Here is a 15,229-nt window from a genome sequence, read left to right as displayed (position 1 = left end):
AATAAAACATGGCAAGCCTTTGTTTTATAAGGTCTGCAGTCATTTTGAGCAAGACAGTACTTGTTTTCTCTGTCATACTTAGCGCCTAATTTTTAGCTTCATCATTTTTATGTCTGCTGAAAAATAAACTAATATAAGGTTTTTACCTGCTGAGCTATTTTGCGGTAATGCCAAGATACACTGCACAGCAGTGTTTAATAACTTGAGGTGTGAACAATGACTAACCATTTTCCTGTAGACCGTAAATTATTTGATGACGTAATGGTACCTAACTATGCGCCGTCAACGGTAATCCCTGTACGTGGTAAAGGCTCTCGTGTTTGGGATCAACAAGACCGTGAATTTATTGATTTTGCTGGCGGTATTGCGGTTAACTGTTTAGGCCATTGTCACCCAGCATTGGTTGGCGCATTAAAAGACCAAGCTGATAAAATTTGGCACTTATCTAACGTAATGACGAATGAACCCGCTTTACGTTTAGCTAAAAAAATGGTTGATCATACTTTTGCAGATAAAGTTTACTTTGCCAACTCGGGCGCTGAAGCAAATGAAGCAGCCCTTAAATTAGCTCGTCGCTGGGCACTTGATGTTCATGGCGCAGGCAAAACACAAATTATTGCATTTAATCAAGGTTTTCACGGCCGTACTTTCTTTACCGTTACTGTTGGTGGACAAAAAGCTTATTCAGATGGTTTTGGCCCTAAGCCTGGTGATATAGATCACGTTGACTACAACGACCTAGAAGCACTAAAAGCAATTATGTCTGATAAAACTTGTGCCATAATGATTGAACCATTACAAGGTGAAGGCGGTTTAGTTTCTCCTACACAAGAGTTCATTGAAGGTGTGCGTGAACTTTGTGATCAACATAACGCTTTACTAATCTTTGATGAAGTACAGACAGGTGTTGGCCGTACTGGCGACTTATATGCTTATATGGGTCTAAATGTTGTACCTGATATTTTAACAACCGCAAAAGCATTAGGTGGTGGTTTTCCAATCGGCGCGATGATAACAACAACCGAACTTGCTAAACACCTTAAAATAGGTACTCACGGTAGTACTTATGGTGGTAACCCATTAGCCTGTGCTGTAGCTGAAGCCGCATTTGATACGGTTAATACGCCAGAAATTTTAAATGGTGTAAAAGAAAAAGCAAAACGCTACGTTGCAGGTTTAAACGCAATTAATGCTAAGCATAAAGTATTTAAAGAAATTCGTGGTAAAGGCTTGTTAATTGGTGCGGTACTAACCGAGCAGTATCATGGCAAAGCAAAAGACTTTTTAAACGCTGCTTTAGAAGAAGGTGTTATGACCTTAGTTGCTGGCGCAAACATTATTCGTTTTGCTCCTTCATTAGTTATTCCAGATGCTGATATCGATGAAGGCTTAGCGCGTTTTGAAAAAGCTGTTGCTAAACTAGCAAAATAGTCATTGTTAAATTACGTTAATAAAACAATTACACCGTTGAAATTGTAGTTATTTTTCTAAAATGACTGCAATTTCATTTTTCTTTGTAAAAAATGAGATCTTTCTATGATTATTATACGCCCTATTCAAGCGAGCGATTATGACTCTTTACATCGTATTGCGATAGAATCAGGACACGGTTTTACATCACTACCTGTCAATGAAGGCTTATTAAAGCAACGTATCGCTCATTCTGAGTATTCTTTCGATAAAGATGTGTCGCACCCGTCTAGCGAAGGTTATCTGTTTGTAATGGAAGATACTGACACGGGTCAGGTTGTTGGTACAAGTGGTATTGAAGCCGCTGTAGGTTTAGAAGATGCTTTTTACCATTATCATTTAGGTAAAGTCGTCCATAACTCTCGTGAGTTAGGCATTTATAATACCGTAGAAACATTGTCACTGTGTAATGACTACACGGGTGCATCTGAAATTTGTACTTTGTTTTTGGGTGAGAGTCACCGAAAAAATAAAAATGGCCGTTTTCTGTCTCGTTGTCGCTTTTTGTTTATGGCTGAACATCACGAGCGCTTTGCAGACACAGTTATCGCTGAGATGCGTGGTATATCTGATGAAGAAGGACGATCTCCTTTTTGGAATTGGTTAGAAGAGCATTTCTTTTCGATGGACTTTCCAACAGCCGATTACTTAACCGGTATTGGTAAAAAAGTCTTTATCGCTGAGTTAATGCCAAAGCATCCTATCTATGTCAGTTTATTAAGCAAAGATGCACAAAAAGTGATTAACGAAGTTCATCCTAAGACATTACCTGCCTTGCGATTATTAGAAGCCGAAGGTTTTGCCCGCCGAGGATACGTTGACATCTTTGATGGTGGCCCCACGGTTGAAGCACAAACAGCCAAAGTAAAAACAATTCGAAATAGTGGCAAGTATCAAGTCATTATTGGTGAGACAGATGATAAAGCTAATTTTATTATTTGTAACACGAAAGTTGCAGGTTTTAGAGCTGTTCAAGCAAAGGTATCGCTAAGAGCAACTGCTGAACAGGTGTTGATGTCAGACGATATCGCTAAAGCACTGCATGTAAATGAAGGTGATTTTGTACGCTTAGTTCGCAATTAACGTAAACCTTGATTCTCTAAGCAATCATTTTATTTCACTGAGCAGCGCGCAGTGAAATAATAATTAGTTCATTAGGTGGGTTTTTATGTCACCTGGTAACGTCGTAAAGTATAAGGACAGAAAAATGTCAAAAGCAATACAATTAATTAATGGTCAGTGGCAAGCAGGTTTAGGTCACGATGTTAGCTCGTTAAACCCAGCAAGAAACACAGTTATTTGGCAGGGAAAGTCTGCTTCTAAAGAACAAGTTGATATTGCGGTAAAAAGTGCGAGAGCGGCGTTTGAGTCATGGGCAGACATGAGCCTTGAAGCACGTATTGCTATTGCTGAAAAATTTGCTGTGCTTCTTGGCGAGAACAAAGAAAATCTGGCAATAACCATTGCAGAAGAAACAGGTAAGCCTCTTTGGGAAACCCGTACAGAAGTTGGCGCCATGATGGGTAAAATAGCGATTTCTGTCAAAGCAAACAATGAGCGAACGGGTACTGTTGAAAACCCAATGCCTGGCGCAAAAGCAATGATACGTCATAAGCCTCATGGTGTTGTTGCCATTTTCGGTCCTTACAACTTCCCTGGTCATTTACCTAACGGACATATTGTTCCTGCATTAATAGCGGGTAACACAGTTGTATTTAAACCAAGTGAATTAACACCAAAAGTTGCTGAAGAAACCTTAAAACTTTGGTTACAGGCGGGTTTACCAAACGGTGTCATAAATCTCGTACAAGGTGAAGTTGAAACAGGCAAAGCGCTTGCTTCACATCCACAAATCGATGGTTTGTTTTTTACCGGTAGTTCAAATACTGGCCATTTATTACATGAACAATTTGGCGGCCAACCGGGTAAGATTTTAGCTTTAGAAATGGGTGGAAATAACCCACTAATCGTTAAAGATATTAGCGATGTTAAAGCGGTAGTGCATGATATTATTCAATCAGCCTTTGTTACTACAGGACAGCGTTGTACCTGTTCAAGACGCTTATTTATTGAAGCAGGCGAACAAGGTGATGCTATTATCGCTAAGCTTATTGAAGCGACAAAAGCGATTAAAATAGGTTATTTTGACGATGAAGAACAACCTTTTATCGGTTCAATGATTTCTGAAAAAGCAGCGTTAAGTCTTGTTGCTGCACAGCAACAGTTACTAGATTTAGGTGCACAATCATTAGTTGAAATGAAGCATTTAGAAGCAGGTACTGGTTTTATTTCTCCGGGTATTGTTGATGTAACATCGATTAAAGCTATGCCTGATGATGAGCATTTTGGTCCATTATTAAAAGTATACCGTTACACAGATTTCGACGCGGCGATCAATGAAGCAAACAACACTTCATTTGGTTTGTCTGCTGGCCTATTAAGTGACAGCGAAGATTTATACAACCACTTCTTCCGTAGAATACGTGCAGGCATTGTTAATTGGAATAAACCGATTACTGGCGCAAGTAGTGCGGCTCCATTTGGTGGTATTGGCGCAAGTGGTAACCATAGAGCAAGTGCATTCTATGCAGCTGATTACTGTGCTTACCCAGTAGCCTCTGTTGAAGCACCTAAAGTGTCATTACCAGCAACATTAAGCCCAGGCTTGAGTATTTAGGCACACTTACAGTAATGTACGCTAATAAGTTAATAATCAAAGCTGGGCTTCGTCCCAGCTTTTTTAAGAATATAGATCAAATCTAGCCATTCAGCCTGAATAGTTAGCAGTGACTCGCATTCTCATAAATCCTTTTAAAATGAACGCCTCTCTTTAACTATTCATTAGTCACTAATTTTACCTACTCCTACTACGGATATTTACATGACAAATATTAATTCAATTCAACACCAGCAAGTTACTGACTTGTTTACTAACATTTGGCAAAACTATATTGAAGTTACGCCTTCTGCCGATAAAATTCATCATTTACTCAGCTCAGGAGGCGATTTAATCAACGATCATGTTGCTTATCGAACCTTTGATAGTGCGAAGGTAAATTTAGATAAATTAGCCGCTATCTTAATAGCGCTAGGTTATAAATATTCTGGTGAATATGACTTTTCAAGCAAAAAACTTAATGCAAAACATTTTGAACACAGTGATGCGAGCTTGCCAAAAGTTTTTATCAGTGAATTACGCGTCAAAGAATTCTCAGTTAATGTTCAAAACATTATCGAAAAAATGGTTAGTGCTATAGACGATGAGAAGGTTGCACAGAGTAGTTTCTTGTATTCTGGTACGCATTGGCAAGTAAGCAAAGCAGAGTACCAAACTTTGTTAGCAGAGAGTGAATATGCCGCTTGGGTTGCTGCTTGGGGATACCGTGCAAACCACTTTACTGTCAGTATCAATCACCTAGATAACTTTTCGACTATTGAAGAGGTAAATATCGCCGTTAAAGCAGGTGGATTTTTATTAAACACTACCGGCGGTGAAATCAAAGGCGACTCAATCGTTAAACTTGAACAATCGTCAACCATGGCAGATAAAGCTATTGTTAAGTTCTCAGATGGAGAAGCAGAGATCCCTAGCTGTTTTTATGAATTTGCTAAGCGATACCCATTAGATTCTGGCGAGCTATATGCTGGTTTTGTTGCGGCTTCTGCAGATAAGATATTTGAAAGTACCAACGTAGCAGCATAATTGTTGTTCGACACCCCATCAATGGGCTAGATTATAGCGAGCAGAAATAAAGCTCTGTTCGCTAAACTTTTACAACATTGATATGACTTTGCATCGCATAGTTCCCCCCTTTCATTCCACTGATATTAGTTGCATTGTCGATTAGAAATATCAAACACCTTTCATTGGTGCTCAGCCTTTCTATTTTGGCACTGAAATCGGATCCTTTGGTTCGAATAAGAACTTATCCTTTTCCGATATTATGATTAGTTTTTCCTGAACTAGTATTTAAAGCATCGCTGACGACTGAAAGGGATTAACCCTTACTATTTATTCTCTTCTATTTATTCTCTGCTATTTATAGGTAAGCGTTTCATTTAACGCCCTCTAATTTTTAATGTCTGGCATTTACCCTTATATAAATACAGCAAACGTTAAAGTTCAGTGAACAATAAATATCGCTTGTTAAATATTAACCATAAAAAAACCCGCTAAGTAGCGGGTTTTTTAACAACTAAATTATTGTTTAAACAATTTTTAGAAGCGGATTGAAGCGCTTAAACGAACATAACGTGGAGTCTGCCAGTTCTGTGCTAAGCCGTAAGTTGGGCTAACAAAGTAGTTACCTGAACCGTCTTCATTGAAATCAGTTCTAGATTCATCATCATAAATCTCGTCGAATTCAGATGCTGTATCATTGTTAAATACGTTGAAAACATCTGCACGAAGATTTAAGTCAAAGTCTTCAAATTCAATGTCGTAACTAGCCGTTAAATCAAGGTTCCAAAGAGAATTTGTTGTACCTTCTGAACCACGTTTAGCTAATTGACCGCCTTTGTAGAATGACTCTGAACCATATGCCTGAGCAAATATATCAGTTGGGTGAATACCAAATGCACTTCTTGGCTTACCTGCTTGCCATGAGAAGTTTGCACCAATATTCAAGTCATCAGTAACTTGGTAAGAACCAAATACTTTAACTGAATGACGACGGTCATTTGGTAAGTTACCATCACCACCATCTAATAAACCAGGTTGGTCAAAGTTAGTTGTTAAACCAGCGTCATCTTGACCGTTGTCTGAACGAACTAAACCTTCGTTGTTACCCCAGCTATGAGACCAAGTGTAAGTACCAGTTAACATCCATTTGCCATCCCACTCTTTGTTAACAGTTACGTCAACAGCAGCATATTTACGGATAGCTTCAGGGTAGTTTAAGTCAGATGCAGGAATAGTGTATTCTTGATTAGCTAAAGGACCAGCATCACCATCAGGGTCAGTCGTTACAGTAATATCTGTACCTGGGTTAGTTAATACATAGTAATGGAAACCTGTACATTCAGTACAAGCTGAACCGAATTCACGATTAACATATTCATTAAAACCAAAATCGATTGCAACATCTTCAATAGTTGTTGCTAGCTCACGGTAAGTACCTTGAACTGCCATGCTCCATTCGTCATTTAACTGGAACTGGTAACCGGCAATGAATTCATCTGAATACATAGGGTCGATGCTTGAATCAACGATTGCGCCTGCTTCTGGAACATCACCGTTTGAGAATACATCTTGAGGACGACCAGTGTAAGTACCACCAGTTAGGTTAGGAACTTCTAACCCATCGCTGCTCATTCCGTCGTAGTTGTAGTAATCTTGAACATAAGTTTCAGCACCGGCTAAACGAATGTTAGTGTTAGCAGCGATTGGAAGATAGTAACGACCGTAGCTTGCCCATATTTTAGACTCGCCATCGCCCATAACATCGTATACTGCGCCTAAACGTAATGCCCATTGGTTTTCAAGTTTAATGAAAGATTCACCAATACCATTCTTGTTTTCAAATGAATCGTTACGAATACCAGCATTAATAACTAGATCGTCTGTAGCTTGCCATTGATCTTGAATGTAGTATGCAAAGTTTTCTGATTCAAAAGAACCACCGCTGCTGTATGTACGGTGACGTACATAATCAATAGTAGTATCATCTTCACCGATTACGTATAAGTAGTAAGCGCCACCAGAGTTAATTGTTTGTTGGTTTGCCGTTAGTGATTCTTTATCAACACCAAAACGTATTTCATGATCACCTAAGTACCAATCAGCATCGATACGAACAACTTGACGCTGATCATCACCTTCACCAATGCTAAAGTTAGCAAAGTTACCACCAGGAACAAACGCTCCAGTTCTAGTAAAGTTACGGTAAATAGCTGGGTTAGCATCTAAAACACTACCAGCTGTACGGTCTGTTTCATTGATACCGTATTGAACTGATACTGAAAAATCGTCAGTAATAATAGACGTTAATTTAGCTGTGTAGTTCAAACCACCATTGTCTTCAAAACTTTCTTTTGGTTCAGCACCAGTAGAACCAATATAATCAGTTCTCAATGTAGTTGTAGTGCTTTGATCAGAGAAAGCTGAGATTTCAAGGATATTGTTTTCAGTAATATACCAATCTACTTTTGCACCCCAAAAAGAATCATCATCTTTTTCTGAGTATAAACTTTGTGCAATACCATCTGGAGTAGAAGCTTGTCCACCGTTGTATTCAAATTCATCGCTACGCGGGCTGTATAGTGCGTAGTAGAAAAGAGTATCTTCGATGATAGCGCCACTTGCCCATAAGTTAACTTCGTAGAAGTCATTCTCATCGCCAGTGTTATCAATACGTAAAGTACCGTCATCACGTTTTTGTGATTGCTTATCTTCTCTTAAAGCATCTGGTTCGTAGTAAACATTTACGCCAGCTTTAAATTCGTTTGAACCACTTTTAGTTTTTGCGTTAATTACGCCACCAGTAGCACGACCAAATTCAGCCGAGTAACCACCAGTTTTAACTTCAAATGTGTCATACATTTCAAATGGTGGTTGACTAGAACCAACACCTGTACGGAAGTTAGTAATGTTAAGACCATTCACGTAGTAAGCATTTTCAGCTACAGATGCACCACCAATAGATGGGTTGTTACCAAAAGCAGAATCACCTTTAGTTGTACCCGGTGCTAATAAAGCAACACCAGTGAAATCACGTGCAACAGGTACTCTATCAAGAGTTAAAGTATCAACAACGATACCTGTGCTTGAACTTGTGATATCAACCATAGCAATAGCTGAACCAGTAACTTCAATACGCTCAATATCATCAGCAGCTAGAGTCATGTTAAGGCTAACTTTACCGCCCATACCAACTTTAACATCTTTTTGAGCTGTGATTTGGAAGCCATCTTTCATTGCTGTAATGTCATACATTCCAGGAGGAAGAAGCGGGAAGCGGAAAGAACCTTCGCTATCAGAAACAACAGAGCGGGTTAAACCAGTTTCTTTGTTTACAATTTTAATTGTAACTGAACCAAGAACTTGACCACCTTGGCTAATAGAACTACCAGTAATATAACCTGTTGTGTTATTTGCCATTGCGGGCATTGCTGCACTCAATGACATCGCTACTGCTACAGCAGTAATTGATTGTTTAAAGCTACGCTTTAAATTAGAATTTTTCATATTAGTGTTTCTCTCTGGACTTATAGTTTAAATATTTATTGTTTTAAATTCTTTGAATATTTCAACAAATTGTTACATTAGGTAACAATATCCATTAATTCTGCCTGAATATAGAAATATTACAACCCCTATTACAAAAATGTTTTTGAACTTTTTTATTAGTACCTAACCAACTGTTTACCAATGAAATAATCAACCTATTAACCAAACCATATCCAAATATGTATCGATTTATAGACGCTACAAACAAAAAAAAAGCCTTTTTGTAACTTTTTTGTAAAAATATTTTATACAAAATATCCGTATTAATTGAAATATTCCAAATATCAGTAATCAAATTAAGCTATAAATCACTTGAGGGAGCTACAATGAGTTCTACTTTATATAATGCAGATCAATTTAACTGCAGCTCTGCGGCTGAGCGATTTAAAAAATATAACGATTTACCTCGCCCAGAAATAATGCCAATGATTGATTTATCCCCATATTTACATGGCCCGTTAAAAAGTTAAGGGGGAATTTTCGTTAATGTTTAGGCAAAGTGTTGAGTAGAAAAATAATGATCAGTTTAGATGAGCAAGCAGCTAAGGTTCTACGCGACGACAGTTAACGCATGAAATAAACCTAGTTAATAACTGAGGTATCTAGATATATAAAAAAAATGCCAGCAAGATGCTGGCATTTTTATTAAGTTATCATTTAATTAGAAAGAAAGACGCGCACCTAAGTATAGTCTTCTAGGTTGAACCCATTCAATAGCTTCACCAAAGGCATAAATACCGTCACCCGCTTTAAGATCTTGTTCACGTACACCTGCTTGATCATCCAAGACATTAAACATATCTACAAAAAATTCTGCTTTGTATTCATCAAAATCATAAACATATTTAACACGAAGATCTAAAGTACCATAGGAAGCACTAGTGTTAGCTGCGACCACACCATCTTGAACCCAACGTGAAGAAATACCGCCAAAATCATAAGCATTATCTTCACGTAACGGGAAGTGACGACTACCGCGAGCGTAGTTAGTACTATAAAGTGTCCCCGAGTTCCAGTTGTAAACAGCACCAACTTCAATGCCATTGTCAAAATAATAACTACCTGCCAGTTTCGCTAAGTATTTAATATTACCCGGTTGATCACCCCACATATTAGGTGCGGCTGGATCTAACTCTAATACATCACCTTGGTAATCAGCGTTGCCATCTGAGTTTGAATTACCTTGCGCATCGTTATAAGTAAAGGACGCAAGCATTGACCAATTGTCTGTACGGCGTTTACGGAAAGTTGCCTCAAGACCTTGATATTCACGTTTTGCACCAGACAGTGTGCCGATAACAAAGTTTGATTCAGGAGCTTCTGAATATCCAAAGTATGAATAAGGTAAGTAAAAGGGTGAATTTACTAATGCTTCATTATTTGGATCTGAGAAAGTTCCTAGGTCATAATCTTCCATGATATCTTTGGTTACACGCTTAGTGTAAGTAAGATCAATACTCATATCGTCAGATAAGGCTTGCGTATAACCAATTAATAACTCGTCCGTGTAGGGCGTTTTAATACTGGGAGCGAAAAAGGCATCTTGACCACCCTTTTGACCACCACGTGTACGGAATGTTAGCCAGCGGTCACCAGCAAAAACTTGCTCTTCACGAACAGGGCCCGTCAGATTACCCGCAAAACTTGTCATGTCGGTACGAATCGGATCATAGTAGCGACCAACAAAAGCAAAGACTTTACTTTCCCCATCATTATTAATGTCCCATGCAGCACTTAAGCGAGGAGCAATTTCCCAGTCGAACGTTTGAATCGTATCGCCTGCAGATGAAATATGCTCATATTTTTCCGAACGTATGCCAATATTCACCGAAATACCATCATCATTGCTCCATTCATCTTGAATAAAGAATACTTGACCTTCAATTGACATTTCAACCGGAGCTGTTTGGGTCATATTAATGCGATAAACATTATTTAAACCATTTGGATTACCCGTAGTACTATTAAAAGTCATCTCATCTAATTCTGCACGACTAATTTCACCATCATTATCTGAATCTAACAGGCCTAAATAGTATGCGCTATCAGTTGCTACCATCGCATCTAGAATGCCATCTACGTCACTGTCTGAATCAGAAATATCGGTAGTTCCTGTCCAGCTATCGCTAACATAGCTACCAAAGGTAGCACCTGAATTTTGACCTGGAATTGATGTGTATTGTGCGCCGTCACCAGTATATTCTAGGCTGGTTTTAAAGGTACTTTTAGTTTGTGAGTAACCGGTTTTAATAACATGAGAGCCAAAATCACTCGTATCTAAATAATATTCGGCAGTAATTTTCATTTCAGTGCCATCACGACTGGTAATAGAGTCAGAACCGAGTCCACCGAGTGAAAGATCACGACCCGTAGGGTTACCCCCTAAATAAGCCACATCATTTCTTGAAGATTGGTCTGCGGCTAAACTAGACAGTTCTCCTTCATGTGAAGCATATTCTGCAGTAACAATTAAATCATCCCATGTATGAGAGTATTCAAAATGCAGATTATCACCACCTTGTTTTCGAGCTCTATCTCGATTATTAAAGAGTGACGCATCAGCTGAACCACTTATTTCTGTTGGATCGTTAAAGTACGAAACAACAAAACGATCATTTTGAGTTGCTTGCCAAGTTAATTTAGCAAAACCTAAATCAGCTTCATTAGTAATCGTGCGTTGAAGTGCACCCGTTTCTGGATCAGCAACATCTTCTTCAAGGTCTTTGACTTGATAAGAAGTAAAGAACCATAATTCATCTTTGATGATTGGACCACCAAGCGTAAAAGCCGTATCAAAGGTTGAAAAGCTATTTGCATCTTCATTTTTGTTATCAGCAACTAAGCCATCATTTTGCAGGTAGTAGTTAACAGAACCATGAAATTCATTACTACCTGACTTAGTAATAACGCGAGAGACTAAACCTGCACCACCGGCAAACTCAGCAGGAATACCACCCGTCAGTATTTGTTGTTCTTGAATAATTTCGGAGTTAAAGTTTGCACCAAATGTACCTGTGTTATTATCGGTAACATTAATATTATCAATATAATAAACGTTATCTGTAGATACCCCTACACTGCCACCACTATCACTATAGTTAACACCTGATTTAGAGGAAGGGTTTCCACCTGTAGAAGGTTTAGTACCTGGTGCTAATTGTAAGTATGCTTGATAATTACGCGCAGTAGGCAAAGATTCAAGCATTTCTAAAGTTAAATCAATACCTGATGTCGTTGAGCTAGTATCAATGGTTGCAACAGAGCCTCTCACTGAAATCACTTCGATATTATCCCCAATACCAGATAAGATGTAATTTACATCAAAGCTTTTACCTGACACTACACGCACTTTATCACGTGAAAAAGGTTCAAAACCATTACCTGTTATTTCAACTTCATATTTAGTTGATGGGTCTAAACCTGATAATCTTAAGTAACCATTTTTATCAGTTACGCCTTTGCGGCTAACTAAACTTTCAGAAGTGCTTACATTTACAACGGCACCCGCTACAGGTTTACCCTCTGCATCAGTTACTTGGAATTTTAGACCACCGGTATCTGCAAATGCTGTACTCATACCTAGAACAGTCGTTACAGCGATAGCTGCAATTGAGCGTTTAAAGTTTCGCTTTAAATTAGAATTTTTCATTATTAGTATTTCTCCCTGAACTTATAATTTTAATTATTTAAAATCATGAGGTTAACTTTTAAACAAATCGTTCGTTTAATTAACAACCCCTTGATACTGCCTGAATATGGAGATATTACAAGCCTTTAGGTCAAAGTTATTTTGAACTTTTACAGACGAAGCTAACCACCTGATATTTATATAAATGTCTATTTATTCGTACAGTAATGTTTGCAACAATATATCTTTTTCAATAAAAAAAAAGACTAATTAATAGACATATTTCAATCTAAATTGTTTTTATAAATAACGAAAAAATAGCAGTGACCAACCTTGATCAAACGCCTACATAAGAGGTATGGTATATTTTTTTATAAAGGTTACATTTTTAATGGTTACAGATACTGAAGGTTACATCCATATTATTGAATACTTGACTGAGCATTTCAGTTTATTTGAAAACTCCTCCTCAGTAAGTGCTGATTCAGATACCGTTATGAGCGTTATTGAACAAGAATTAAGTGAACAAATCATCAGTATTTGCAGCCAGAACGAAGCGTTGTCTTTTAATCAGCGCAATACTATTATTCGAGAAGTTGATGCTATTGTTTATGATTTAGAAGAGATTCTTTCTGGCGTTATTAACAACAAAGTCACTAACGAGCAAAAAACATTCATTAAAGAATTTGCCTTACTGATTAAGAATTTATTTGATAGCGAAATTCACAGTCAGTTTTTATCTTAAGGCGTTGAGCGAATTATTTCGAGCAATAATATTTACCAACAAAAAACCTGATCACGACCCAAGTCTTTCGCTTGATATAATGCTCGGTCAGCGCGGGTAAAGAAATCATCAAAGTTATCATCTGCAAATCTTATACAAGTAACACCGATACTAACAGTTACTTTAATTTCGCCCTGCCACTCACCTTTTATAATTAGATTACTTTGATTAAGTCGAATACGCTCTGCGACAACCTTTGCTGACTGCAATGTAGTTTCAGGGAGCAATATTGAAAATTCTTCACCGCCAATACGGGCTAAAATATCTTCTTGTCGAAGACAAGGAAGTAAACATTGAGCCACTGACATTAGCACCTTATCCCCTATCGGATGGCCATAGCTATCATTGATATCTTTAAAGTGGTCAATATCAATAGCAATCAAGGATAGAATGCGAAGGTGCCTTTTAGCACGATGAAACTCTCGTTCAGCATGATCAATAAAATAGCGGCGGTTATACAGCTTAGTTAATGAATCGGTATTTGCTTGTTTTCTAAATTCTTCTTTTAACGCATACAATTCACTGACGTCGGTAGAAAATCCAATTAACGTTGGAAGTTCACCTTGGTGTTGATAAGGAATTTTTGTACTAATATAGTAACGTACATTACCTTGTTCATCTGCTGAGGTTTCTTCTATGGTTTGTTTTTCGCCCGTATCAAAAACTTTTTGATCAGATTGGTTAAAATGCTCAGCAACATCAAGTGGTAAAACCTCAGTGTCTTTCTTACCAATAATATTTTCTGCTGACGTACCAAATAATTCAGCAACTTTACTGTTTACATATTTAAATGTTCGCTCATTATCTTTCATGTAAATATAAGCATCAACATTATCAAGTACCGTATGAAGTAATTTTTTCTGTGCTTTAATTATTTTTTGGAGTTTTTTTTCTGCTGTTATATCTGTTGATACACCACAAATACCGATGACATTGTTAGCATCATCGAACAAGGGTTTTTTAACTGTTTTATATATCCGGGTTTCTTGTAGGGATTTGATGAAGTTTGTTTCTTCATTTTCTACAGTTATAGCCTCTTTAATAACCTTTCGATCATTTTCTTTTAGTTGCTGAGATAACGCTAAATCAAAAAAATGACTATCATCAAAGCCAATGATATCTGTTAAGTTAATATTAAATAAATCCAGTACAGCCTGGTTTACATAGGTATAGCAACCATGAATATCTTTAGTGAATATACAAGTGCCAACGTTATTTAACACTTCCGTTAACATCTTAACGTCTACGGATAAATTATCCTTTGACGGTGAAGTAACGGGTAATGGTTTCTTTTTACTCACTAATAAACCTTAACTGTTGATGATATTACAGAAAGTTTAATTGTAGTTGAAAATTAATAATAGGCATTATGCTTGCGACATAATCGTTATTTAGCCAATATTTATTCAGTGGGTAAGCTTGCATAGTGCAGAGACTGGAGAGAGGATTAAGCGCTAAAGTTATCTTGATATAACCCAAGAGAAAATGACTTTCTATTGGGTTATTAAATCATCAGTGTTAATAAGCTATGACTTTAAATTAGTAAGCGCCGGCCGCATAGGTTAATTCATAGCTGTGGCTGTATATTTCTAATATATTACCAAAAGGGTCTTCCATGTAAATCATACGATAGGGCTTTTCACCGGGATAGTAGTAACGCGGCTCTGCCATACGTTTTTTACCACCTGCTTCGACAATTTTTTCCACCAGTTCTTCAAGATTAGGATCTTGCACACAAAAATGAAACACGCCTGTTTTCCAGTATTCAAAGTTGTCTTCTGGATTTTCTTGATTAGCAAATTCGAATAGCTCAACGCCGATGCGGTCACCTGTCGACATGTGGGCTATTTTAAATTTACCCCAATTAGCGCCAAATACGTCGGTACACATAGCGCCAATGGGGCTATCATCTTCAATGATTTCTGTTGGTTTCATTATTTCATACCAACCTAAAACGCCAGTATAAAATTCAACAGCAGCCTCTAAATTAGGGACTGAAATACCGATATGGGAAAAAGTTCTTGGATATGCTTTACTCATTTTTATTACCTCGTTAAATTTGATAGACAAAGTATAGTGAACTTTATAAAGTATATAAAATTATCATTTGTAATATAAA

The 15,229-nt window shown here is 37.6% G+C and carries 10 protein-coding genes; 6 read left to right on the top strand and 4 right to left on the bottom strand.

The window, feature by feature from the left end; genetic code table 11:
- Positions 1-216: 216 nt before the first annotated feature.
- The 4 genes from H4J57_RS06345 to H4J57_RS06330 all read left to right on the top strand — a co-directional run bounded on the left by H4J57_RS06345 (position 217) and on the right by H4J57_RS06330 (position 5,173).
- Positions 217-1,431 (top strand): aspartate aminotransferase family protein, encoded by a 1,215-nt coding sequence (locus H4J57_RS06345; protein WP_070375700.1) that lies wholly within the window; start codon positions 217-219, stop codon positions 1,429-1,431.
- 105 nt (positions 1,432-1,536) lie between these two features.
- Positions 1,537-2,553 carry an arginine N-succinyltransferase gene (gene astA, locus H4J57_RS06340; protein WP_182213797.1) on the top strand — a complete coding sequence of 339 codons (1,017 nt, stop codon included), beginning with the start codon at positions 1,537-1,539 and terminating at the stop codon, positions 2,551-2,553.
- A 124-nt stretch (positions 2,554-2,677) separates the two neighbouring features.
- Positions 2,678-4,147, top strand: coding sequence for a succinylglutamate-semialdehyde dehydrogenase (astD, locus tag H4J57_RS06335; protein ID WP_182222451.1), 1,470 nt, complete (start codon positions 2,678-2,680; stop codon positions 4,145-4,147).
- A gap of 204 nt (positions 4,148-4,351) precedes the next feature.
- Entirely contained in the window at positions 4,352-5,173 is an 822-nt protein-coding gene (locus tag H4J57_RS06330; protein ID WP_182213800.1) for a DUF1338 domain-containing protein, read from the top strand.
- Positions 5,174-5,689: 516 nt separating this feature from the next.
- Here H4J57_RS06330 and H4J57_RS06325 read toward each other — a convergent pair.
- A complete protein-coding gene (locus tag H4J57_RS06325) occupies positions 5,690-8,656 on the bottom strand; it encodes a TonB-dependent receptor (RefSeq protein ID WP_182242283.1) in 2,967 nt (988 codons plus the stop codon).
- A 368-nt stretch (positions 8,657-9,024) separates the two neighbouring features.
- Here H4J57_RS06325 and H4J57_RS06320 point away from each other — a divergent pair, with 368 nt between their 5' ends.
- Entirely contained in the window at positions 9,025-9,168 is a 144-nt protein-coding gene (locus tag H4J57_RS06320) for a hypothetical protein (protein ID WP_182242282.1), read from the top strand.
- A gap of 191 nt (positions 9,169-9,359) precedes the next feature.
- On the opposite strand, the gene H4J57_RS06315 is transcribed toward H4J57_RS06320, so the two are convergent.
- On the bottom strand, positions 9,360-12,347 hold the full coding sequence (locus H4J57_RS06315) for a TonB-dependent receptor (protein ID WP_182242281.1): 2,988 nt from the start codon (positions 12,345-12,347) through the stop codon (positions 9,360-9,362).
- Positions 12,348-12,717: 370 nt separating this feature from the next.
- Here H4J57_RS06315 and H4J57_RS06310 point away from each other — a divergent pair, with 370 nt between their 5' ends.
- Positions 12,718-13,071: a DUF3802 family protein gene (locus H4J57_RS06310; protein WP_182213806.1), complete on the top strand. Its 354-nt coding sequence runs from the start codon at positions 12,718-12,720 to the stop codon at positions 13,069-13,071.
- A gap of 32 nt (positions 13,072-13,103) precedes the next feature.
- On the opposite strand, the gene H4J57_RS06305 is transcribed toward H4J57_RS06310, so the two are convergent.
- Positions 13,104-14,411, bottom strand: a complete 1,308-nt coding sequence (locus H4J57_RS06305; protein ID WP_310733706.1) for a GGDEF domain-containing protein — start codon at positions 14,409-14,411, stop codon at positions 13,104-13,106.
- Between the two features lie 238 nt (positions 14,412-14,649).
- On the bottom strand, positions 14,650-15,150 hold the full coding sequence (locus H4J57_RS06300; protein WP_070375692.1) for a lactoylglutathione lyase family protein: 501 nt from the start codon (positions 15,148-15,150) through the stop codon (positions 14,650-14,652).
- Between the last annotated feature and the right edge of the window lie 79 nt (positions 15,151-15,229).

The organism is Colwellia sp. BRX8-7 (assembly GCF_014077275.1).
Lineage (GTDB): Bacteria > Pseudomonadota > Gammaproteobacteria > Enterobacterales > Alteromonadaceae > Colwellia_A.
Note: the sequence above shows the minus strand (reverse complement) of the source record. Positions and strands in the feature narration are given on the sequence as shown.